The sequence below is a fragment of the Marinomonas sp. TI.3.20 genome, assembly GCF_038155025.1.
Lineage (GTDB): Bacteria > Pseudomonadota > Gammaproteobacteria > Pseudomonadales > Marinomonadaceae > Marinomonas > Marinomonas flavescens.
On sequence record NZ_JBAKAS010000012.1, the window covers coordinates 17218 to 40985 of the forward strand.

Genomic DNA, 23768 nt, shown 5'->3' on the forward strand with positions numbered 1-23768 from the left:
GTATAAGTATCAACCAAACTTCAGATATATTCGTCCCATCACACGACGAGTAGTCCCAGCTTATTAAGTTTGTCACAAAATCAACACACCTGTCCTGATATTATGTTTTTTTACAAAGAATGCTGGACAAGTCTTAAAGCGAGTGATTTAATAGCCCTATCTTAACTAATTGACATTGAGGTACTTATGATTGAACGCGACATCGAGCCAAGCATGGTTGCCAAGCAAATTGAAGGGCATGCAAGCTCCCTCAAAAATCTTCGACACAGTCTTACAGAAATGTATCGAGCAATCCCGAAAGCTGAGCTTCGAAACCGTAAAGAAACGGCAGAGCGCGTGGCAATCAATCACTCGCAAACTAAGAATAGTTTGCGTGACATGTTAAATATTAGCGGAACTGTTCTACGCAACAAGCTGGAAGAGGCCCAGGAAGCTGGGGTCATCGGTACGCATTTCGAATATGGCGGCGGACATCGCTTTTTTCACGATGATGTCCTTAAGTTCATGGATTGGTTTGGAGTGCCGAAGTTTTCAGATCAATTTGAACCGACTGTTTTGGCGATATCAACTCACAAAGGCGGTGTGGCCAAATCTACTGTCGTAGCAACGCTCGCGTCCGGTCTTGCTCTAGATGTTCGCATGCGTCCTCGTGTACTTGTAGTTGACTTGGACCCACAAGGTACGGTGTCTTCGGCTAACATTGATACCTCTCAAGTTGACCCTAATGCTATACAACTCACCGCATTAGACTTGGTTTTGGGGGATCTAGAGCGCCATCATTCGAGCGAGAAAATCAATCGTCCCGATGCGGACTACAATATCGTTATGGATGACTACCTTCTAGACGGCATAACAGAAGATGAGGCCTTTGTAGAAATCGTTAAGAATACGCCTATGCCTACGCATCTTTCCAATTATGACGTGCTGGCTGGATTCCCATCTGACGAGCGATTAACAGACAAATACGGCGTACTATCAGACGAAGAACAAGAACAACTATTACTGCGTTTTTCTCAAAAGATCATTCCGATTCTTAAAGAAGAGTACGACATTATTATCATCGATACTCCACCACAGGATAGCATTTACTCTTGGATGGCCATCGACTCGGCAGACGGCTTGCTTGTTCCAACTAGCGCGTCTCGATATGACATATCTAGCACAACCAACTATTTGGATAGTATTTCTAAGCGCCTTCCATATTTTCCTTCTGGAGACGGACACTTTAAATTCTATCGCATGATTTTAACCAACTATAATCCGGCTAACCGAATTCATGAAGAGTCACGTCGCCATTTGTTGCAGGTATCTAAAGGTCTATTGATGACTAAGCACATGCCCCATTCTCCACTTTTCTCATTAGCTGCTGAGGCTAATGTAACAGTGCATGACTTTATTCAAAAAGACGTTCTCGATCGCCGCCTTATGTCCAGTAAAGTCTTCAATGACACCATGGGGCAAGTTAATGATTGGGTCAGTGAAATAAAAGATTTGATTTATACATTTTGCGGCAAAGACACTCACTAAGCCAAACAAGCTTAATTTAAAAAATATTAGATTGGTTAGAGATTGATTATGAATAAAGATTTTAGAAAACGCACCCATCGTACAGTAGAAGCGATTAAAACTCGTGAATTTACTTCTGTTAACGAAGGCGGAGACATTGTAAAAGCAGAAGTAAACGTACGCAGTCGTGAGTTTTTACCTCAGGACCTTCGTACTATTATGCGCTCACCTAAAAACGTTCGTCGCTTTATTGGCACCGAATTCACTAACCGATCCTACTTTGAAGATATAAAAAACACAGGCGTTATTCAAGATTCTGTGACGCTATACATGATTGACCCGAATGATCAAAGCTTTGAGCTAGAAGGGCACGAAAAAGGCACTTTCTATGCCGCGAACGGCTGGACACGGATTCAAATAGCTGATTATTTGTACGCAAAAAATGATGACGATCATCGTGAAATTAATGTAAATGCTGAAATCTATACTATTAAAAAAGGCGATGAATGGGTAATAGATCGTCTACGTGATTTGTCTGACTCAAACGAGCTGTTTAGTTGGTTCGAAGATTCCATTCGCATTCACCAACTATACTTAGAGCATGTACAAGGCGCTGAAATCATATCCGGAAGACAGTTTCAGAATTTGGTAGAAACGCACACTATGCGTAAACGCAAATACAATCGTGATTCTTTTAACCTGAAACTTCAAATGTGTTTTTATGCAGAGTCAATTATAAAGATCTTGTCGCCCTATGTGACCGATCTTGGAGACATTAAAGGTGAAATAGCATCCTCGATTGGTGTATTTCTAAAAGGCTACACGGGGAACGATTTAGCGATTCAAGTACAGCAAAGCTCTTTAAATGGTGGTGGAATTTCAAATAATCTTGAGCAAGAGTCGAAAAATATTTGGGATGACGGGCTAGAGCGATTAAGCGAGATCGCTCTAGAGGTTCACAACAGCATAGGGGAGGGGAAAAACTTTATTTCCGGTCTTAATGCTGCCCTGAAAAAAGAACTGAAAAGTGACGTTAAAAATGCAGAGTCAAAACCGGTCGTGTCTATTAAATTAACCAAGAAAGGCGCGAAAGCCAAGGCCGATATCAACCTTGATCGATCAGAATTTGACGAGGATGCTTATGAAAAAGCATTGGACATTTTAAATACTCTTGAACAACGAATGAATGAGACCATTAAAGAAATCGATGCTCTCAAAATAGCCAAATAATTTCGAAAATTAACTTGTTGATTGATAGGTGACGAAAATGGAAGCAATGAAATCAAGCGCAACTACAGCCCATATTAAGGCTTGTGACTTTTGGAACATGCCGGTCGAAGACATTAGTTCTGTTATAGCAACTTGCTCTAAGCCTGTACGAATAGCTCTCTTAAAGCTGGCGAAGAAGCGACGATTGAACTAATTCCTAACTAAGGCGCCTCATGGGCGCCTTTAGCCTATCAAGAACATTTTATATGTGATTTAATGCCAGAAATTCATCAAAGGCATTAAATCCAATGTCCCAACTTACATTCATCCTGAACACAAACATTCTGTTCGTTTTGGCCAACGCAATACCTATGCTGCTTTCTTTCTTTGCTCCAGGTCTTGCAGTGATTGGAGCCTTATATTTGTCGATCGGACTCATTCTGATATACGTAAAAGCTAAGCATCTTTTTTTCACCCCGATCACCATATCAAGCATCTTAAAACTGTTAATTCTAGTATGTGCGACACCAATTTTTGGATTCTCTAAAATCATCACACGGTAACTCATCTATCGGCATCTTACCGCCATTGATTAAGCGCGTTAAGCATGATGAGTACCGGTGAGATATAAAAAAGGAGCCTTAGCGGCTCCCTTTTTAACTTTAAATTGACCTACCATGAAATCAGAGTTTTACGGGCGGATTTGCCATTCACTTCACCCCCATTTAATCCCCAGTAAAAGGTTATAGTAAGGTCATGACTAGTCCCTGTTATTAGGCGCCGAATTTGCGCAGACCTTAAGTCAAACATACTTTTATTGGCTTGATAGCCACCTTCGTTACTCGTAAAGATAATAACTTTTACCACAGGTGACTCAATCGAAAGTATGGACTTAGATACCCCTTTCAAATCTTTAGCATCCGATTGTGGTAGGGCCGCTGACGCTTTCGGAAAATAATAAACTCTTGCTCCATTACACGTGGAGCCCTGCAAGAACCTCCACTCATCTTGTCGCAAGTTTTTACGTAGGGCCATCCTATCACTACACTTATTCACAAACTTAGAGCTTGCTGTTGGCGTGTATTTCATGAAAGCTTCCGGTCGTGTTTTAGCAGTCATTCTCTCAAGGTCCTTATTCAAGACACTTGAACTATTAACACAGCCGCTGACGCCAATGACGCATAATATAGAAAGGGAAGTAAGACTAAATATTTTATTCATTTTCATAGACTGACCCAAAATTAATTAAATGAAATTGTAGCTACAACATCACCATCTTTTGAGCATGCGATTCCTACACACATGCTCTTTATAGCGTTTAGCGCGCCACAATCAGCCATCGTCTTAGATAGTTCGCCCACGAGACTTACATACCCATCCTCTTCAAGCCTAGACATTGAGGCTTTCAGGATGAACTTTTTGCTTCCGCTAGATATAAGCTTTGCACCGCTAATATCCTTTGATTTTTCAAAGCATACTTGTTCAGCTCGTGATAGCTCTGAAGCCGAAGGTCGAAGCGCATTGTTTTCGTGTATGACCCCACTAAGCCCATCTACAAAACGGGAGGACTGGGGTATTAGAAAAGCCACAACACTTAAGAGAAGGGTTGCCGCCGCACAAGCAAATATCTTTCTTGCTTTAAGCTTATGTGATCTTTGCTCTTCGGCTACGCCCTTAGCTAGCCTTTCCTTAATCGACATGCGTAGCGCTCCAGTTATGAGTGATAGGGTTGTAGTTTATTTGTCGCCATCTTTTATCATCCATGCCTATGATTTTGTGAAGCGTACTGATAGGGGATAAAGTGTTCTTTGCCATGTTACTCTCAACCTCTATCTTTATTAGCTGCTTTTGCTCTAACACCATTAGATTCTTGGAAACCTCTTTGTAACTTGCCATAACTGAATATCCCAACGAAGCGACAAATATTATCAGGCTCAAGCCAAACACAAGCGTAGACAGGTGATACGAAGTAATGGACGGCGTATTAATGGCTGTCAATTTCCGCTTTGTATCAGGTATCAAGTCGATCACTTTTTCACGCTGAATTGTGCTCGAATAATGGTGGGCTTCATCGGCATGTACGAGCATACAATTTAGCTTTCTGCCATCTTCTGGGAAAATATGGCTATCGACATAAACACTGACAGAGTCATTAACCACGAGTCTGTAAATAAAGCTGTGCATATCAGTTTTGTTTTTTTTGTGAGCTTTTGCTTTTGATACTAAATCTGTTAGGTAGCTTCCATCCAAAGGGGTAGTACTTATCTGAAACAACCAAGATTTATTTTCTAACTTCATTATGTCGAAAAAATAATGACTATCTAGCTTAAGCAACAAGTGCGCTTGAGATCGCATATAAGCCAATGCATTAACTTTCTTACCTGTTACTCGACCAAAAATTGTCATTTCGATTACATCGTCACTACTTCCAGCAAAATCAGTACTGCTTTTGTGTGTAATAACGTCGACTCTCTCCATGCCCTTGATATTCCCATTATTCTTCTTGTTATCAATCTGTGCATTACCTTCAAAGGTGCTCGTATTAGCCACGTATTGCTCCTTATATGCGCTTAAACGCTATAACTGTTGGTCGAACAAGCAAAAATAGAGCGCGCTTTGTGTGCTTCTTGTTGCCACCTCGAATAGAGTCAGAATTAAATAAGGTGCTGGAATTTGTGGACTCTGTATCATAAATAAGTCCACCGACGAGGACTGTCTCACCCGCGTCAACTTTTGTTGTCGCTAGTAGATTTTGCTTAGTAGTCTCAGGAACAATGATCTCGCCGCCGTCGAATTCACGCATAGCCACAAGTGACGATAGATTGAGAGATATGTCTAACATCACAGATCTATCATCTGAAGTGTATGTAGGCGTCACTTTCGAGACAAAGCCTATGTCAAGGAAAGCAATGCTCGTGCTTGAACTATCAACAGTGTTTGTGGTGCTTGTAGTGGAAGTGGTGGTCGAGTTCGTGGCATCGGTATAGGGCGTGGAAGTAATTGACTCAAGCGATATTTCTTTGCCTGTCAGCGTACTTAATAGCGTGTTTTGACTAACTTTGGACACGCCATATTTTGAAAGCGCGTTAACGACAGCTTTTATGCTCAAATTCTTACCAGCTAACGCCACATTGCCAACCCCCTTGTTTATTGAGTATGAAGCGATATCCTTTTTGTAATCATCGGTTGTGTTTTTTGATAGAAGCAAACTAAGCTCTTCCCAATTAGCCCCTCTTGCCACCTCATCATTCAGAGTTACATTGATTGCGGCCACTTGTAGATTAACGACGGCTGCATTTTTCTTCAGCGCGTCTAGATATAAATTTACTATCTCAAGAGTCTTTGAGTCAGCATTAAAGAAAACCGCACCAATGTCTGTTGCGAGGATTACATCTTTTGCTCCGAGCGATTCTAACGTCCCCTTCATGGCGTTTTGATATTCTTTATTTGGAAAAGACGAGATTGCATATGTATTAGACTCAGCCAAATAAAGCACCCCTGATCGATAATAAGGAGCAATGCTGGTGGTATTCCGGATTATATCAAACACCTCCCATAGTTCACCTTTGAACTTTTCAAGATGGATAGTAATTTTTTTTGTTTCATCACCAATTGCGTACGTTCGAATTCCTATCTGCGTTAATGCATCAGCGAGATCAGTAAGAGTTATGTCGCCTTTCAAATCAACGTTCATCTTTTTATGAAGCAGTGCTGAGGGTAGAGTGTCTCTCTTAATCTCAAAAAGAGGAGTACTGGAGACTTTTTCTAAGTACGCAGGTGAAGAGTCCCATCCATCAGGTAAAGCTGGATCGGAAGTGTTTTCTTTTGGAGATGAACTGGCATCAAATTGCTGCATAGATCCATTGGTAGTACAACCATACATAAACGCGGTAGCAATGAGAATGGACGCAACTGTAACGCTTTTTACTATGTTCATATCATTAACTTCCAGACTCTAATTTTTTATGAATGATGTCACGCTGTTTAAAGTACTTATCCCGCTCCACTTTGGTTAGATTAGAAATCTGCTGGCCATCAAGCTCTCTAAACTCTTGTTTACCAGACGCACTAGCGCCGGAATTCGACACAAACATGTCCCTTGTATGATTGTGAATATGGTCTGCAGCTTCCATTAAGGGCTTTTTGATTGCCAATTCTGAATATTTTCTAGCAGCGCTAACCCCTTTAGATATAGCGGATTCACCTAAGAGTGCCGCCTTGCCGGTTTTATCTACATCGATATCCATGAATGGGGAGCTACTTATTTCTGGGCACCCAGTTGTTGAATGGGTTATTGAAAGTGTATCCTTCCATATGCATATCCCATTTATTACACCAATGATAACGCCGACCTCTGCACCATTTAGAGATTCATCGCCTTTATCACTAAAACCATTCAAACTTGATTGTGAGTTCACATTATCTATATTTGATTTATTGCGGTAAGTGTCAATAACTTCATTTTGTTTCTTTATGATTACCTCCAAAGCGCTAAGCTTAGAAGCCAATGAATTCAACTCATTATTAGTTGCGAACTTTTGCTCTTGGCTTGTCGGAAATCCGCTAGAATAAGCATTGACCGCGCCACAAGTAAGCGCAATTAATAGCGAAACCTTTAATTTGTCTTTCATACTTTGGAGACCAGTAAGTTTAATGTGATAGATAAGTTGGCGGAGTTTGGGTTTTATAGTGTCGAATCGCAGCAATATTCTGTATCAGTTATGCTGCAAGCAGGAATCGGATCCTCCATGGAGGATGTGATCTTCAACTTGACGTTTAGCGCTTTGCAAGTACGCTCAGCCACGTTAGATACTGAAAGCATCAAATCATTCGTTTCAGAGTTTCTCGCAATGATCCAATCCTGAGGAAAATCAACCTTTAGACTTGCGGTACCGACAGTGCTCTGCAAAGCTGCAATTAAGTCTTCCTCGCTATTTTTTTCGCCAACCTCGTCTATAGAAACTGGTAGGTCGCCATTATTCATTGCTTTGTATGTCTCGATATTGTCCATAATCATACCCAATTCATTTCTGATCTTTGTAGCTTCATATGAACTAGTACTTCGACTCATAGTATCCGCGTTGTAAGAGCTGTAAATCCAAGCCCCCATTGCTGTCAACACGATTGCTGCAATAACCCCAATGAGATTTGTGTTCATTATTCCCCCGCGTAAGCGCTATTAAATTGATGAGCACGTATTTTACACAATTAATACACTTATTGAACATAATAGGAACGATTTTATTAGCACCATTAATTTATTTTATGCCCTTTCTTTAAAATATCTCATTTTGTCAACGGACAAATAAATTTAAATAAAACCTCATATGTAACTGAATTTAAAGAGAAAAATTGCTCAGCTTTCAATCTTAGCATTGAGGGCATAGCTACATGCTAACTAGATCAAAATCTTAATATTACGCAAAACAGTCTTCTAATCGTAAACAATGTTGATATAATCGATAATATGGTTAATTGACCTATTTATATTACCGCTATTAATTTGATTAAGAAGCAGCCAACTACCACATACATACATAAAGTGAGGAATTTCAAATGAACCCGCAACTCCTTGGTGCAATCATGGCCATCGCACTTGGTGCAGTCATCGCAACTGGTTACCAATATTTAGGCTCGGGCCAAACTGCAACCGCCGCTGCGAAATCTAGACAAAACACTATGTTAACTACCATGGTTCAGTTGCGTGACGGCATCACGCAATACGATATGGAGCAAGGAGAATATCCTGCCGATCTTGATGCTTTAAACACAGCACATATCATATCTGCCGTACCCAAAGCTGATGAAGATATCCTTAAGGACAAGTCCGGCTCTGCCGATTACACCCTTGTAACTGATGCTGGTAAGGCTAATAAGCCTGTAGCCTTAAAGGTCGATGGCGTATCCGATGCTGTTTGTAATAGCATCAATGGCCTTCCTGTCGATGATACACTTGATAAGACTGATGAAGATGGCTACAAGAACTTATCGGCTGATGACATCGATACATATATTGGCAAACCTAATATAAATAGCTGGTCATGCGCTCTTATTGACGACAAAGCTACAGCAATTTACAAACTGTAATTTTAATCAAACAGACAAGAACGCAACAAAAGCGAAGTGGCTCTCACTTCGCTTTTCTTATTTTTAGGTCACTCAACACATCAACGACTAGGCCAGACAATGCCGATTCAGCAATTAGTATTTGCGTTATTCCTTCAAGCCTTAATTGCAGCGGGTTCAATTTCCATCATAAATCCCACGAAAATACTGCAAATACGCGCGAAGTATGGGATAGAAACGATTTATACCGATCTGAGAGCGTCTTGGTTATCTTATAAAAAAGCGAACCCAGCACTCTCTTGTCAAACGCTTACAAGTCCTGAAGGCGTGGACTACGAGGCATGTTACGTTACGTTTACAAACTACCCAACAAACTCAAATTGGCGCACGACTATATTTCCTAGTCATGGCTTTTTGCCGCACCCAGTCGATGGTATGACGTGGACTTATGACACCAATGCCACGGGAGCTTATTTTTGCCTTTCAGGAGGTAACCCAAAATCTTCAACACTTTCAGCATTTGATTCGATAAAAGACACCCTTGGTGTGGGACAGCTTGTTACCGCTAATAATTGTGGCGTGACAAATGATATTAAAGCCGCTGAAGCTCACAACCTCGCCGTTACATATTGGGTTGAAAAATTCTAAGGAAAAACTTTATGACTGCGATATCTCAAACTTCCCCCGCTCATCAGTCATATATCAAGCCTCGCAAAAAACTTGGCGAGGCATTAATTGATCAGGGCTTAATTAAGCCGCACGAGCTCGAAGTCGCACTATTACAACAAAAGCAACATCCAAACAAAAAGCTTGGCCGAATACTTGTAGAAAACTGGTTTGTAACTGATATAGAGCTATATGACATTTTGCTAGAGGAAAACCACTTCGACGGCATAACTGACGAAGTGTGTATGACTCCGAGCTGTCCCGTTGATGTCCTTGAAGAGCTTAGCGCCATAATTCTTATGGAAGCGAAAGAGGTCGTTTTCTATTCAACAATGGGAAATAGGATAGAAGCAGAAGCTAAGCTGAGAAAGCATTACCGAAAGGCCCGTCTTGTCCACAGAACCACATCTATGGACCTCATTTCCGAAACGCTTACCAAGTTAAAAACCAATAGAACAAGACAGCAAAGCGATATCGGTGGGTTGCTTGAAAAGGCTATCGCCATGGGCGTATCAGACTTTAAACTAATGCTGGTCTCTGACACCTATTTCGTACAAGGCCGGTACCTTGGCGATTTAAGCATGATCCAATCAGGTTCAGCTGAAGAATACCATAAGCTAATGTCAAAGCTAAAAGAGCTGTCTGGAATTGACACCTCTGACAAATTACACCCAGGCGATGGTGGTTTTACTTACGAATATAACGGAGTAAAAATCGACCTCCGTGTTGCAACTATCCCATGCGAAGGCGGGAATACCGCAACAGTTCGTATACTAGATCCTAGCAACCTTGTAACAAAGCTAAAATATTTAGGCATTACTGATCTAAAAGAGTGGGTAAAGGCAATCAATCGCCCCGATGGGCTAATATTTATTGTAGGCCCTACTGGATCAGGGAAAACAACTTCACTTAACACATCAATACGTGAGCTAGATCGGCTTGAAAACTCCATTTTAACGGCTGAAAACCCGATAGAATACCGAATTCCTTTTGTTCACCAAATGCAAATAAATGAACTTGATAATCTGAATTTCGTGGACGCGGTGAGGGCGTTTTTGCGATCGGACCCTGATTACATTGTTGTAGGCGAAGTCCGTGACGAGGAAACAGGGAGTATTGTGATTCGTGCAGGAGAATCTGCTCATACGGTTTTGGGCACCCTGCACTGCCAAACTATTAAAAGCGTCGTTGGCCGACTTAGAACAATTGGGATTCGGCCCGAGCAATACAAAGATTTGCTACGTGGTGTTTTAGCCCAAAAGCTAATTAAAGTTGCGTGTAGAACATGCTTTGGCGAAAAAATCGTTAATGACGAGGAGTGCGCTGATTGTGGTGGGCTTGGCCATATCGACAGAACGACTGTATCGGAGTGTGCATACATTCATGATGAAACTGATTTTCAAAGATTGCTTGATGGAGAAATCTGGTGGGCAACCATGTGTGAGGACGCAATAGGTAAAATTTTTAGTCGAGTAACGACTAGAAAATATGTGATTGATGAGTTTAGAGAAGAGGCTACAAGAATCTTAGCCAGAATTGACAATGGCGATCTCGCACTTAAAGAGAAGATAGTAGCACACGCAGCAAAAGGCGACTTATTACGAGAAGGGGTTGGAAGCATGCTTGAGAAAGGCGAGGGGCCTGATGCCATTGAGAATGCTTATGGTGAAGTGGGGCTTTATATTCTCTCTAACAATTTATATGTAAAACCACTTAACAGTTCGTTTTTAGCGGGGGGTCGATAGTGCCAAAATTCATTGCTACCTACATAGATCACGGAATAGAAAAAAAAGAGATGGTAACAGCTGAAAATAAAACGGCTGTTTTTGATATTTTAGCACTTGAAGGAATACAAGCGCTAAAAGTTGTTTCCGCTGATTCTGTGGATTTAAGCGTTCTTCTTTCGCCATCAGAGTTATGGAGTGCGTTTAAGAGCTATTCTGTAAAGAGGCTTGATCCCCGAGAGAGAAGCCTGATACTTCGTCGCATTGCAAACTTGGTGAAGACAAAGCAAAGACTGACGACCTCGCTAGCCTTACTTGCTGAGTCAATGCCTCAAGCCCCTAAGAGAGTCGCGCTAGAAATAAAAGACAACTTAGAGGCTGGACTAGATCTATCTCAAGCATTAGACAAATGCAATAAAGATATCCCTCCGACAATAACTGCGATTATCCGATCTAGTAGCGCAAACGGAGGTATGCACGAAGGCCTTATTAATGCAGCAAAGTTCGATGAGGCGATCAATGCACAAGCCAAAACAAACTACTTCAAGTTGTTTGGCGCCTTAACCCAACTTTATATGGGAATTGCATTGACGATGGTTTCTTCTTTTGTGCTGACTCCTATAATAATGTCTCCTGCTTACATCCTTAAAGATGACCCGATAATTAAATTGTCAGTAAGCGCAGGCGATTGGATTATGTACGGTTCTATTGCGGTCGGAGCCTATATTACATTTATACTAATCCTTCAGACCCTGTACAAGGGCATCAACCCAGTTCAAGCCGATCAACTTTTAGTTAAGCTGCCGTTTGTGAAAAAGGCAGTGCTGTCTCAGAGGATATATGTTGCCTGTCACTCGCTTTCATTTCTATTTAGAACAAGCGTGAGCGTTGGTGACATACTGAAACTAGTGCATGAAAGCCTCCCTCCAGGAAAACTCTCAAATGAACTGATAGTAGCTTCTAGGGCAGCAAGAAATGGCGAAACATGGTCGGACGCACTTAAGTCACTTGACCCTACGGATCGTGTGGCCCTTGAGAATGCTGAGACAAAAATCCAGATAGCAGAGACACTGGTGTCCACTGCCGATTATTATATGGAAGAGTTTAAGTCAGAATCCGATAAAGTAATTAATAGAACGGATATGGCCGGCATAGGGATAATGGTCGCTGCATCTCTTGGACTCACTGTAATTTCAATTATACCAACAATGATTTCATCAACAGCCATGCTCTAAGCTTTTTGTTGACCGGTCACCACAATGTGAGCCTCTACGAAACTAACACTAGTCAGCCTGTATTAACTAATCTAATGGATGTATCATACTTATGATAGTTAGATGAATTATATAATTACGAGATAAATACTTTGATCAAAAACCACAAAAAATTAAAATTTTTTATGCGCGAGCTGTCATCTAATGGACAGCTTTTTAATGTCAATATGAGTCAATTTGATTTAGAAATGCGATGTATTTGGGCCATCTCTTTGGCTCAACAGCTGATTTCATATGGGCCAGACTTAACGAAAGAAAACACATTAACTGTTGTTGTTGCGGGAGCAGAAGGTGAATGCCTCTTCACCGAATCCTATCAACTACTTAATCGCATACTTGGCACCAATATTACGTGGCATATCATTCTCGTAGGGATCAATGCTGAGCAGGCAGCATCCACCCCCCTTCATTTATCGAAACCATACAGAGACGACAGAGTGTATGTTGAAGTAATAAAAAGCACCTTAGGCGAGCACTTATCTGTTTTTCCTAAGGTGGACTTTGTATCGATTAATAATCCAGGACTAATTAGACATGAGGCGTCTTGGTTTCTTGATGATACGGGTATTGCCATGTGCATTGATAAAGGCATCAAGGTGGCTGGTGGATCACATGGAATGGGGGAATTCGGCATTGATAGCTTGATCTTCAAGAAGCATAAAATGCATTTTACTCAAAGTTGCTCAAATCCTCTTTCTGTTGAAATTAGAGCAAAAAACTTCAAACAAGCCTTACCGCGTGACAGCATGTCTGCTTTAGACAAAGGATGTTGTGACAGCTCTTTTAAAATATGGCAGCTAGGTGAACTTACTGATTCGATAGTCGAAAAAGATATCATTGATTTAGAGCGTGGCTACGAGCTAATGGCTCAACGATTCAATGAATATCATGAGGATTTGATCGCCATGAATTTGCCAATAGAACTTGCATTAGCTACGGTTGCCGTAGGGTATTTGGACTCGTCGGCGGCAAATGAAATACTTTTAAGTGATGATCTGATCTATGATTTTGGTCAAAAATCAGTGCAGTCTTTGAGACGCGACAATGTACTTGAAGATGTGCAATGCCCTAAGGCAAGCAATAAAGAAGACCTAAAGGATCTAGAGTGTCTTTACAGCACAATAGGCTGGCTAGAGTCTTATGTAGATTCGAACCTTTCACGCAACTAGAGTTAGGGCAAAAAAAACCGTTTATCAAATAAACGGTTTTTTTTAAATTTAAGCTTCTTGATCATACTGTGGCGTAGCGATATCGAACCACTTGAAGTAACTCGATAAAAACTCTCTCAACGTCAAAGAGGTGATTGCAAACATAGCGTCTAAGTCCGCCATCTCTCCTCCTTCAGAATCATGAAAAGCTGTCTCTTTTAATGAATCGCCATATGTAATGTTTCGGAACATTAAATCATCACTTAATTTAATAGACAATCTGTCAGCCCAGGACACAGCAACACTTTTCACTTGAAAACCTTGATTTAGGAATGTAGTCACTTCGCTAGAAAAAGGCTCTATGTTTTTAAACGAAACACTGGCCTTGTCTTCTGAAGATTCTGCTACATCACATTGATTTAGTATTTCTAGAGAAGCAGGGGCTTCATTGTTTAAAATCCAATCAGTCAGGATCTTGCTAGGACTTGCTTGTGGAGCAAGGGGGCGAATACCCAAACTATCACCAAAGGTCTCGACCAAGTAGAAAATTATTTTCTCTATCTGCGATGCGTTTGTGGTACCTAGCACCAATAAGCTAGATATGGTGTCTACGAAACAGTAAATATAGGCTTTTTTGGAATGCATGGATGGAAGAAGGGAAGTTTCTAAATCTTCACGTATTTCGCGTTTTTCTTTACGACCTACTGTACGCCCTTCCTGCAGCTCTATATTGCTAATTTTCACAGCGAGCTCTTCACTTAAAACCGAGCTGTCTACTTTACGAGTTTCGATACAAAATCGGAACAACCCGCATCCATGGCTTTGCAATAAGTAGCAATCAGAATTTCGAATCACTGGGACCCATCCGCTACTGAATGCTGATGATTTTTCACAAGGTTTAAAGATGTGATCTTTTAAGTCTGATTCGAATTTAGATAGATCGACACCGTTTTGAATTGTTGATACGTAAGCTTTATTAATAATCATGGTTGAAATAGCTTGCTCTATAATTAGTTTGATTTTGCAACATTAACGCAGAACTCTTTTAGTTCGCTTGACTCAGCTAGTAGTGACGACCAACTTTCAAGATTAAACTGAGCCAAATCTGATAGTGGATAGAAACCCTTAATGCCAATAACGTCTACCTCGCCGTTATATGTAGGTCCGTCATATCGAATAAACGACACCGCACCCAAATGCACAGCATCTACTGAGTTTTCATTTGATAAGATATACTTTCCGGCCAGGTGCTCAACCTCAAGCGCATTTAGATTGAGTTTAAGCTCTTCATCAAGTTCACGCTCGATAGCTTGCAATAAAGTCGGTTCGAGCTCTATGCCACCAGCACTGTTAAACTGGGCCTCAACACCATCTACGTGCCCACCGAAGCCAATAGAATGCAAATCATGAAGACCTGATTCGTTGCCTCCCTTCTTACGGAGGTATACCAATACTTCCCCTTTTTTGTTGATGATAGGGCAATAGCTAATTAGCTGTCTGAAGTGCTTAGACGATTCAAGTAAGCAGCGCTGAGCTATTACCGTGTTACGAGGGTCAATTTCAAGCTCCTGCAAACCGTTACCCGTAGCATTGATCATTTGATCGGTCGACACGGTGGCTACTATGGCCTCTGAGTGATTTGTGTAGGTAGCGTGAAGTTGATTTAAGATACTTTGCATAATATTAGAGCCTCAGAAAGGTTAGTTGTTGGGAGTTAATCGACTACTAAGATAAGATATTTACTCTGTCGGTATCGGCTTGCGCGGTTGACCTTTGAACAATGTTTTAATTAAAAGCAAAGTAGCAACGTAGAAGTATGTGATGAGAAAAAGCACAACGATGATGTTGTCACTTAGATCCACATAGTGGTTATAAACAAATCTTCCCGCGTACATCCAAGCCATTAATAGGAGAGCAAACAAACCATTTTGCTTAGTCTTCGTAATTGAGTATTTCTTGGTAGTCAGTACGGCGGGGGTATCGGCACTTTCGGTGCGTGTAGACGAGCTGTGTTTCCTAGATAGCATCTGTGCGGCCTCAATTTATAGAGAATAGATTCAATTGATTTAAGTATTGTAATTCAATTAAAACAATTAAGTCTATTAATCATTAGGCCTTGATTAATCCCTTAGCTAATAACGCTTTTTCCATTGCATCCCTAGATGTAGCGGTAGATCTTCTTGAAGAGCCTCTCGATGTAGAGGTTCGACGAAATGCACCGGAGGTTACACCAGTCGTAAATAATTGATGTGCACGACTAAGCGCGCCGTGTCGTAATATTAGATGAGTCCTGCCGATTGCAACCGCATCTGCAGCGTCTTCTGTTATGTCTCGCAAGCTATAAATCATCTTTATCGTTGAGATAACATCGTCTTTTGTTGCCTTCGCATTAAGCGCGCCAATCTGTTTAACTTTGGTTGCGGGGTATTCATAAACATTTAAGGTTGCTTTGCTTATAGTGCAAATAAATGCCCCACGAGCCATGGACATTTTGATTGTGGAATCCGTATTTTTACCAAGGAATGCCTCTTCTATAGCGAACTCATCGATAGAATACTTACAGCAAATAGTTTCCACAAACTCACCTATTAGCCTAAGGCGTTCATAAATAGATGTCGTTGCACACTGTTTAGTTGGTTTGCTTATAACCACAGTGCCAAACTCAATAAGTTCATGCTGATCTCCATTTTCAAAACTAAAAACAGCAAATCCAAATTTTCTCGACCCAGGATCAATAGCTAAAAGATATTTTTTCAAAAAATACGAACCCCATTAGAAAATCAAAACGATATTTATCCACTCATACTTGAGCGCTTTTACAAATTTGTTAGCCAACGTCTATGTCAGGGTTTTTACGAGCTTCGGCAGTGCTGTAAACATAAGATGGATGAGCCAGTAGCGTTTTGTCCTTGTCTTTAAGAGAAACTAGTTTCAAATTCCTCTTTCTATACGTCACTTTAAATGGGTTGAGGTAACTATATCGACCAGCCAACCACACAGTTTGCCCAATGGAGAAATCCTTAGAGTTCTTTCCGGTACCTGTACTTTTAACCTCACTCAAATCCACTCCCATATCTAAGCAGCGAGAATTAAGCTCATCCTTTATTCGATCTGCCATGCCAGAAACATGGGCTTTATCTAATATTTTGTAGAACAACTTGCCGTGGGACTTAGCGGCATCCTCAGTATTTAAAATCACTTGTATTACATGAGAAAATTCATGGACTATTACCTGTGCAAGTGCTGTTAAGAGATTAAGCTCCCCACCAAAGTAACCACGCTGAAGGATTTCATTACCAGTTGTCCATAAGTGAATTTTCGATGAATCTAGGTGCGAAATTATCATTTTTTCACCATAGGTGAGCTGAATGTTAGAATCCGTAGGTCGACAGGATTTTACATTTGTGGCCTTTCCGTTTCCGACTTTAATCTTTAGCTCGCAGTTTGGCATTCTTTCACGAGCCCATTTTTGCCGTGGATTCCAGAGAATCTCTTTTGTGATTGCGCACATTATTTGTGCTACGCGACGTGTATTAACATTCATAACGCTGCTCATGGTCTCAATAGAATTAATGCGAGTAATTCAATTTATATCATTAACTTATTTAAATGATCAATATTACACATGAAGAGATTGCCTTAGATACTTTTACTGAAACCTTAACAAGCGGGTTTTTTATAGGTGAAGTAAGCTCCAATCAACATTACCGGTAAGCAGTACAGAAGAATGCCGATAGGAGTTTGCTGTGAGATCTGATCTATTAACCAGTAAATGCTTTGCGTTGCGTCTTTTGATTGAGAGATCATATTAAAATTATGTTTTAGGTATTTGGCAACAAAACTAAAAGATACCCACGTGAGAACCAGCCAGATAAACATATTATTTATTCCTGTATTTATAAAAAAATTTAGGGCATCAATTTTACGTTAAAGAATTGTTGTCATTCAAGGAACGGCCGAAATGGATGAGGTTATAGTCTTTTGGATCATTTTGGCGCACTGACATAGCGCCAAAATTATTCCCCTTAACAATACAAAAATCTTACTATACACTGTATAAATATCCAGCTTTTTAGGAGTGTTTATGCCGCTTAATGTCACCCAGAATAAACCCAACAATCTCGCTTTGCCGTCCTCTAATGTCAGGGTGTCCGCAGGCTTTCCCAACTACGCTAGTGAAATTGATCATGGATTATTGAGCATGGATGACCTTTGCGTACGAAACCCTAATAGCAGCTTTTACGTTCAAGTAGAGGGCAGTAGCATGGAAGACGCTGGGATACTAAATGGCGATTATTTGTGTGTCGATAGATCGGTTAGCGCGAAAGATAAAGATATTGTTGTTGCGGAGTTGAACGGTGATTTCACGGTAAAACAATTATTGATGAGGCCGGTATTAGGCTTAATGCCCCACAACAAAGCCTATAAATTCATCCCAATTACAGAAAATGATGAACTCATAATATCCGGTGTAGTTGTGGCTGTCGTGAGATCGATGTGGTGAGAAAGCCTTTATGTACTATCTCTTAGACGGCGACAACTTCTTTGCGTCGGTAGAGGTATTATACGCCCCTCATTTAAGACACAAAGAGCTTGTCGTTCTTTCATCAGCCGATGGCAATGTAGTCGCTCGATCCAAACTGGCCAAAAAAAATGGCGTTAAAATGGGCGTACCTTACTTTCAGATCAAAGATGAGTTTGAGGCTCGCGGTGGGGTCGCTCACGCCTCCAATTTCCCTTTGTATGCAAGATCCAGTGTTCAAGTAGCATGCGCCATAGAGAGCCTTCTTGGTCCGTGTGATCGCTATTCTATTGATGAGTCATTTGGTGTCTCGGATGGATTAGAAATAACGATCGATAAACACGGTGGTCATGAAGCCTACGCTCGTTTTATTAAAAACACCGTTCAACAGCAAACTGGAATAGCAATTAGCGTCGGCGTCGGGGCTACTAAAACATTAGCGAAAGCGGCGGCGTATGGCGCAAAAAAATATCCAGCAACAAAGGGCGTTGTGGCGATCGAAAGCCGCGAAAGACTTGAGAAGCTTTTGAAATTAATGCCAGTGGGCAATGTGTGGGGGATAGGACGCAAATTTGAAGAGAAATTGTTGGCCATGGGGATAAGCACGGCATGGGACCTTAAATCGTCTGATCAAGCTCGAATGCGAAAAGTGTTTGGTGTGACCTTGCAAAGAGTGATTGCAGAACTTAATGGAGAGGTATGCTTCGGCCTTGAGTTTGAGGCGCCAGCACAAAAGCAAATGGTATCGAGTAAAACCTTCACTGAGAGAGTCATGGATCAGGACATAATAAGAGGCCATTTGTCACAGCATGCTGAAAAGCTGGCCAGTAAACTGCGCAACAGGAAAGCTCAAGCTAAGCGACTCACTATTTTTATTCAAAATAGCCCCTTCGATAAGTCGGCCCCGTTTCGTTATCTAAGCCGGACCGCAGAATTTACTACACATTCCAACGACACATCAAAGTTTCATGCGGTGATTCATCAGCTGCTTATCGCGATATGGCAAAATGGTTTACGTTACTCAAAGTGCGGCGTAATGGTTTCGGAGCTGGTGGAACTCAAACATAAGCAACTAGGTTTATTTGACGAAAAAGAACCGCGCAACAAGGTAGAATTGATGAACATTTTAGATAAAATCAATGCTAAGCAAGCGTGCGGAGTGTCGTTCGCTAGCACATTCCTAAAACCACCAGCAATTCCGTCGGCAAAGTTGAGCCCCAATTATACGGGGAGTTGGAGTGAAGTACCCAAAGTGCATTAGTACACGGTTTAATTCTACAAGCTACATTGATCGCCTCATCCAAGATAACCCACACACCAACCAAACCCTAGTCAACACGCATATGCCAGAAGTCATGAGGTTACCAAATTCCTTAAGGGCCATAAGTCGTATCGCGATTATCAAGAGGCTAAGTTCGCTCACTACATGACACTGAAAGAGATATCGTTGAAATGACTTTGATCTATCGAATAGTAGCTTTCTTGAGTGGTGATATTGTTCACATTAGCGGGGCTTCTTAGCTTTCACGCTTTGAGCCCCGCTCTCTGTCCGTCGCTTGCACATAACGCTATGTAGTCTCTATCGATCAGTGACCAGTGACCAGTGTCGCCTCTAACGTCGTAATTAGTAATGCTTTCGCTTCAGATAGTGCTATTTATTTCTGGATGCGCGCTGTGTAGATAAAGTTTGTTTGTCATGACTTGGAGTCGCTGTTATGGATCGTTTGAAGTGACTCAGAGTCACTGATATCACCATCTTCCTCTTCTGGCTCTGGGCAGGTCCCCCACTTCGGCTCAAGACTTTCGTCCCATGCCGTAGCTCCGCTGTCAAAATCGTCTGGCTTCGTGGCAATCTTAGAAACACACCAGCTACTAAGATTTTGTTTGAAGCTTGAATCTGCAATCATACCTTCCATGTTTGATACACTGTCCACCATCCAATTACTGATGTTAATGTTAAAGTCTGAGCCTGAAAATGCGTAACCCATTGTCGTGACGCTAGACGTATCCCATTTAGAAACGTCACTTTGGAAGTTTTCGGTCTCTTAAAATGTCAAGAACATCGACTCCAGTCCTGCTGTATCCCAGCCATCAAGATTGCCATTGAAGTTGATTGCGTCAAAGTAGGTCTGCTCTAGTGATTAATGTGTCTATGCACAATCTGTAAATGAAGTCTGTTTGACGCCAGATCGTGCCTGAGCCGCTTGCACCATCTACTACTCCCACACAAGTTCACCATATCGGCTCAAGAGGTTCGCCCTATGCCGTAGTCCTGTTGTCAAAAGCTGATGATTTTTCAAGCAGTCTATTTTGGTTTACGCAATAGTTATTGAGTCCAATTAAATCAAATGAGATATGTTGGTTATCGTAGTTGAGGCATATAATATCATCTAACAATGACTGAGCAATGTTGGATTTAATTATAAAAAGAGCGACATCGTCCTTCGAAGATTAACCAACTACGTAATGACTAGAAGAAATGAGGTGTACAGATGACAATCATTAAAGATAAGAATCAAACCAGCAGCAATGACCCTCGCATTGCAGCAGAAATAAAGCATGATCTCGATGTCGCATTCTATTTACGAAGAGCTTTCAAAAACTCAGAAAAATCGAATCAAAGAGTATTAGCGGCAAATTGAAAATCAATAAGAACTTGGAGTGGTTTCGATCTTATAACGACAAATGGACAGGTATACCATCGCCATTGGTTCAGGCTGAGCTATTAAAAGAAGTACTGGGAGTCAACCGAAAACAAATAATAGGCCCAATATTGGGAGGAAAGATACAGCAAAAAGATTCCGTGACAATAAAGTTTGATATTTTCATAAAAAAAGACCCCATGTACGAGTGGCTGACCAACGGCTCAAACAATCCGACTGGAAAAATCATCAAACAAAATGTCGGCGTACAGCAGGGCACCAGTCTTATAATTTAACTAGTTAAAAAAGAGATCCAATATGCTAATTTTCTTAAGAATTCTCACGTTACTACTGATATCGAGCGCCTTCAGCACCCCAGCTTTTTCAGCTATATCTGTTGCACCACCGGACGAATCAGGCGGTATGAGCAAAGTGGATGGCACTGTTTTTTGCAAAGGCCTAGACGACGGAGCGATTGGTACGATCGACGGAGTCGTTTACAAGGTGTTTTATAGCGCCAAAACGGCAGTGGCAGCGGAGGTAGTGGCAGATGGCACGGAGGAGAATCCTCGGGCATGCGTTTCTAACGTAACGTCATTAGAATCTGCATTTCAAAGACTCGTTAACTTCGATAAAAATTTAAGCGACTGGGATACATCTAATGTGACAAACATTCGCCTTTTATTTAATCAGACAGTTAATTTTACAGGCAATCTAAAAGGGTGGGATATGTCTCACGTAGAATCTCTTGATACGATGTTTGCTGTGTCTAAAAACTTTCAGGGTAATTTAAGCGAGTGGGATATCTCTAATGCGATATGTCTTTGTTTTACATTTATGGATACAACAGATTTTAAAGGTGATATTAGTAAGTGGAATACATCTAGCATAACAACTTTAACTGGGGTGTTTTCTAGTGCGATAAACTTTCAAGGCGATATAGGCGGGTGGGATACCTCTAATGTGACAAAGATTAGTTATCTATTTAATAGCTCAGTTAACTTTAAACACGACTTAAGCGGGTGGGACACATCAAATGTGACATCCTTTAGCTCAGCATTTATTTCATCAGAAAACTTTCAAGGCAATCTAAGTGGGTGGGATTTATCAAACGTAGCAGAACTTTACGCGGTATTTTCAGGATCAAAAAACTTTCAAGGCAATTTAAGTGGGTGGGATACATCTAACGTGACAAGACTTGAGAATGGGTTCTATGGCACAGAAAACTTTCGAGGCAATTTAAGTGGGTGGGATACATCTAAAGTCACAAATATTAACGGTATTGCTAAATTTTCAAAAGACTTTCAAGCCGACCTAAGCAGCTGGGATACATCCAACGTGATATACGCTCGTGACCTATTTATTAGCTCGCAAAACTTTCAAGGCAATATAGGCGGGTGGGATATGTCTAAAGCGGAGAATCTATGGGGAGCGTTTGAGAATGTGACAGGTTTTCGAGATGATATATCGAATTGGAACGTAAGAAATGTAACTGATATGACAGAGATGTTCAAGGGAGCTAATTTCGATCAAGATTTAACTGCCTGGTGCGTATCCAAGATCCCAAGCCGAGGGCCATATATGTTTGCATATAACTCAGTTGGATGGAGCGAATCCTTGCATCCAGTTTGGGGAACTTGCCCTAAAACACCTGAAGAACAAGCTGAAGAACTCGCTCAAGAAGCGTTCAAAGCCGCCGAAGCCGCTCGTGCGACCAATTATACCTACAAGCGAGCTATCCTCAACTAGACCACCCTGTAAAATAAGGGGGCGACTACGCCCCCTTTTATTTTATTAAGTACGTCGGTTTTTTTTTGCTTAGCGCTCTTTCTCTGTGCGTAGCATGCACATATGACCATGTCGTTTGACTCGTTTTGTGACCCGCATCGTCACGAACAAACTCGACAGCCCTTGTTTGCACATCATTTGAAATCCCTGTGTGACGGAGCCAGTGACAACTGGCGCACAGCAATTCATACGCATCTTCTATCCGGCCTTCTTTTATCATAGCCTCACGCGCAAGTGAAAATATTTTCTTAAATAATTTCCACATAATTGCGGTGTCTGTAATAGGCACTATCTTTGAAAACCAATCTTTTTCATTGTCCCAGGTTCCATTGCCAAGCGACATAATAAGAGGCGTTGTGTCGCTTGCAGTAGGGAGATCAGGCAGGTCTAAAATACGGCGATAACGAATCAGCGCGGCTAATACATCATCAGACACCACGATCACACGCTCTTGCTTTCCTTTGCCGATCGTACGAAACCACCAATGCCCATCGGAATCTTTATGAAAATCGCTGTGGGTTGGCCTATAATTTTCAGACCACACAAGCTCTGAGACCCGCAAATACATACCCAAACCGATCGAGAAGGCGAACAAGGCGCGCTCAGCATGAATAAAAGCCTTATTGCTGTCTATTACGTCAGCTTCATCGCTTAGCCGCTCACACACCTTCAGGCAATACACAATCTGATCATCAGTAAGTACTTTTGGCGCTTTGGTACCATCACCTTTTTTCTTGTATGTGTTCTTTTGTCGAATGGCTTGAACAGGATTGTGATCTATAAGCGACTCGGAGACCAACGTCCTGTAAAAGGCAGAGAGCCGCGCAAAGGTGTTCGTGATTGTGCTTTGCGCTGTCGCAGAGGAGTCGGACTGCAAGAACGGACGCCACTTTGGATTTTGCGTCAGCGTACCGTCTTCGTTTTTCAGAAATGCATAATCCGCATGAGGAGATGTCCAAGAAGCTGGTGGAAAGATCGTAAACTCAATGTACTCGATGATCGATTCGCGGCGCATATCGCAAATAGACTGACCTTTAATTAGCCAGCACCACGCCAGAAATCGATTAAGCTCTGTTCGATAAAAGCTCATAGTATCAAGCGATCCAGCAAACTGAATAATATGACGTATACACGCAACTAAATCGTCATGCATAACATTCGTTGGCACCTTTGAATTCTTTGGGAGCCATTGCGTGTAATCCGAGTTCATGGTGTGGGATTCC

General features: G+C 41.4%; 25 protein-coding genes and 1 pseudogene. 12 read left to right on the forward strand and 14 right to left on the reverse strand.

Annotation, left to right across the window (positions count from 1 at the left end; translation table 11 throughout):
* Window positions 1-186: 186 nt before the first annotated feature.
* Window positions 187-1527, forward strand: a complete 1341-nt coding sequence (locus V6259_RS12530) for a ParA family protein (protein ID WP_341584788.1) — start codon at window positions 187-189, stop codon at window positions 1525-1527.
* A gap of 48 nt (window positions 1528-1575) precedes the next feature.
* Entirely contained in the window at window positions 1576-2736 is a 1161-nt protein-coding gene (locus V6259_RS12535) for a hypothetical protein (RefSeq protein WP_341584789.1), read from the forward strand.
* 241 nt (window positions 2737-2977) lie between these two features.
* On the opposite strand, the gene V6259_RS12540 is transcribed toward V6259_RS12535, so the two are convergent.
* The 7 genes from V6259_RS12540 to V6259_RS12570 form a co-directional block, all read right to left on the reverse strand.
* Window positions 2978-3283: a hypothetical protein gene (locus V6259_RS12540; protein WP_341584790.1), complete on the reverse strand. Its 306-nt coding sequence runs from the start codon at window positions 3281-3283 to the stop codon at window positions 2978-2980.
* Between the two features lie 104 nt (window positions 3284-3387).
* On the reverse strand, window positions 3388-3942 hold the full coding sequence (locus tag V6259_RS12545) for a hypothetical protein (RefSeq protein WP_341584791.1): 555 nt from the start codon (window positions 3940-3942) through the stop codon (window positions 3388-3390).
* Window positions 3943-3956: 14 nt separating this feature from the next.
* Window positions 3957-4415 (reverse strand): hypothetical protein, encoded by a 459-nt coding sequence (locus V6259_RS12550; protein ID WP_341584792.1) that lies wholly within the window; start codon window positions 4413-4415, stop codon window positions 3957-3959.
* Window positions 4405-5265: a hypothetical protein gene (locus V6259_RS12555; RefSeq protein ID WP_341584793.1), complete on the reverse strand. Its 861-nt coding sequence runs from the start codon at window positions 5263-5265 to the stop codon at window positions 4405-4407. Before V6259_RS12555 ends, V6259_RS12550 begins: the two co-directional genes overlap by 11 nt.
* A gap of 10 nt (window positions 5266-5275) precedes the next feature.
* The gene (locus tag V6259_RS12560; protein ID WP_341584794.1) at window positions 5276-6652 is read right to left on the reverse strand and encodes a hypothetical protein; all 1377 of its coding nucleotides are present in this window, start codon (window positions 6650-6652) and stop codon (window positions 5276-5278) included.
* A 4-nt stretch (window positions 6653-6656) separates the two neighbouring features.
* Window positions 6657-7346, reverse strand: a complete 690-nt coding sequence (locus V6259_RS12565; protein ID WP_341584795.1) for a hypothetical protein — start codon at window positions 7344-7346, stop codon at window positions 6657-6659.
* Window positions 7347-7399: 53 nt separating this feature from the next.
* Window positions 7400-7873, reverse strand: a complete 474-nt coding sequence (locus tag V6259_RS12570; protein WP_341584796.1) for a hypothetical protein — start codon at window positions 7871-7873, stop codon at window positions 7400-7402.
* A gap of 398 nt (window positions 7874-8271) precedes the next feature.
* Between V6259_RS12570 and V6259_RS12575 the strand changes: the two genes are divergently transcribed.
* The 5 genes from V6259_RS12575 to V6259_RS12595 all read left to right on the forward strand — a co-directional run bounded on the left by V6259_RS12575 (window position 8272) and on the right by V6259_RS12595 (window position 13614).
* Entirely contained in the window at window positions 8272-8802 is a 531-nt protein-coding gene (locus V6259_RS12575; RefSeq protein ID WP_341584797.1) for a hypothetical protein, read from the forward strand.
* Between the two features lie 99 nt (window positions 8803-8901).
* On the forward strand, window positions 8902-9429 hold the full coding sequence (locus tag V6259_RS12580) for a hypothetical protein (protein WP_341584798.1): 528 nt from the start codon (window positions 8902-8904) through the stop codon (window positions 9427-9429).
* Window positions 9430-9440: 11 nt separating this feature from the next.
* Complete coding sequence (locus V6259_RS12585) at window positions 9441-11192, forward strand: GspE/PulE family protein (RefSeq protein WP_341584799.1); 1752 nt, start codon at window positions 9441-9443, stop codon at window positions 11190-11192.
* The gene (locus V6259_RS12590) at window positions 11192-12406 is read left to right on the forward strand and encodes a type II secretion system F family protein (protein ID WP_341584800.1); all 1215 of its coding nucleotides are present in this window, start codon (window positions 11192-11194) and stop codon (window positions 12404-12406) included. Before V6259_RS12585 ends, V6259_RS12590 begins: the two co-directional genes overlap by 1 nt.
* A gap of 164 nt (window positions 12407-12570) precedes the next feature.
* Complete coding sequence (locus tag V6259_RS12595; RefSeq protein WP_341584801.1) at window positions 12571-13614, forward strand: hypothetical protein; 1044 nt, start codon at window positions 12571-12573, stop codon at window positions 13612-13614.
* A 48-nt stretch (window positions 13615-13662) separates the two neighbouring features.
* Here the strand turns inward: V6259_RS12595 and V6259_RS12600 are convergent, their stop codons facing one another.
* The 5 genes from V6259_RS12600 to V6259_RS12620 form a co-directional block, all read right to left on the reverse strand.
* Entirely contained in the window at window positions 13663-14580 is a 918-nt protein-coding gene (locus V6259_RS12600) for a recombination-associated protein RdgC (protein ID WP_341584802.1), read from the reverse strand.
* Between the two features lie 23 nt (window positions 14581-14603).
* Window positions 14604-15272, reverse strand: a complete 669-nt coding sequence (locus tag V6259_RS12605; RefSeq protein WP_341584803.1) for a hypothetical protein — start codon at window positions 15270-15272, stop codon at window positions 14604-14606.
* Between the two features lie 60 nt (window positions 15273-15332).
* Complete coding sequence (locus V6259_RS12610; RefSeq protein ID WP_341584804.1) at window positions 15333-15620, reverse strand: hypothetical protein; 288 nt, start codon at window positions 15618-15620, stop codon at window positions 15333-15335.
* An 82-nt stretch (window positions 15621-15702) separates the two neighbouring features.
* Window positions 15703-16350 (reverse strand): crossover junction endodeoxyribonuclease RuvC, encoded by a 648-nt coding sequence (locus tag V6259_RS12615; RefSeq protein ID WP_341584805.1) that lies wholly within the window; start codon window positions 16348-16350, stop codon window positions 15703-15705.
* A 70-nt stretch (window positions 16351-16420) separates the two neighbouring features.
* Window positions 16421-16939 (reverse strand): hypothetical protein, encoded by a 519-nt coding sequence (locus V6259_RS12620; protein WP_341584806.1) that lies wholly within the window; start codon window positions 16937-16939, stop codon window positions 16421-16423.
* A 738-nt stretch (window positions 16940-17677) separates the two neighbouring features.
* Here V6259_RS12620 and V6259_RS12625 point away from each other — a divergent pair.
* Together V6259_RS12625 and V6259_RS12630 are read left to right on the forward strand one after the other, a co-directional pair.
* Window positions 17678-18097 (forward strand): LexA family protein, encoded by a 420-nt coding sequence (locus V6259_RS12625; RefSeq protein ID WP_341584807.1) that lies wholly within the window; start codon window positions 17678-17680, stop codon window positions 18095-18097.
* Window positions 18098-18107: 10 nt separating this feature from the next.
* On the forward strand, window positions 18108-19376 hold the full coding sequence (locus V6259_RS12630) for a Y-family DNA polymerase (protein ID WP_341584808.1): 1269 nt from the start codon (window positions 18108-18110) through the stop codon (window positions 19374-19376).
* A 433-nt stretch (window positions 19377-19809) separates the two neighbouring features.
* Here the strand turns inward: V6259_RS12630 and V6259_RS12635 are convergent.
* A pseudogene (locus tag V6259_RS12635) lies at window positions 19810-20145 on the reverse strand (BspA family leucine-rich repeat surface protein); the annotation flags it as partial.
* Between the two features lie 462 nt (window positions 20146-20607).
* Between V6259_RS12635 and V6259_RS12640 the strand changes: the two are divergent.
* Genes V6259_RS12640 through V6259_RS12650 form a run of 3 tightly spaced genes read left to right on the forward strand, consistent with a single transcriptional unit; the run spans window position 20608 to window position 22506 of the window.
* Window positions 20608-20757: a hypothetical protein gene (locus tag V6259_RS12640; protein ID WP_341584809.1), complete on the forward strand. Its 150-nt coding sequence runs from the start codon at window positions 20608-20610 to the stop codon at window positions 20755-20757.
* Window positions 20754-21053, forward strand: a complete 300-nt coding sequence (locus V6259_RS12645; RefSeq protein WP_341584810.1) for a hypothetical protein — start codon at window positions 20754-20756, stop codon at window positions 21051-21053. The genes V6259_RS12640 and V6259_RS12645 overlap by 4 nt, the downstream gene beginning before the upstream one ends.
* 22 nt (window positions 21054-21075) lie before the next feature.
* The gene (locus V6259_RS12650; RefSeq protein WP_341584811.1) at window positions 21076-22506 is read left to right on the forward strand and encodes a BspA family leucine-rich repeat surface protein; all 1431 of its coding nucleotides are present in this window, start codon (window positions 21076-21078) and stop codon (window positions 22504-22506) included.
* A 37-nt stretch (window positions 22507-22543) separates the two neighbouring features.
* On the opposite strand, the gene V6259_RS12655 is transcribed toward V6259_RS12650, so the two are convergent.
* Window positions 22544-23755, reverse strand: a complete 1212-nt coding sequence (locus tag V6259_RS12655; RefSeq protein WP_341584812.1) for a tyrosine-type recombinase/integrase — start codon at window positions 23753-23755, stop codon at window positions 22544-22546.
* Between the last annotated feature and the right edge of the window lie 13 nt (window positions 23756-23768).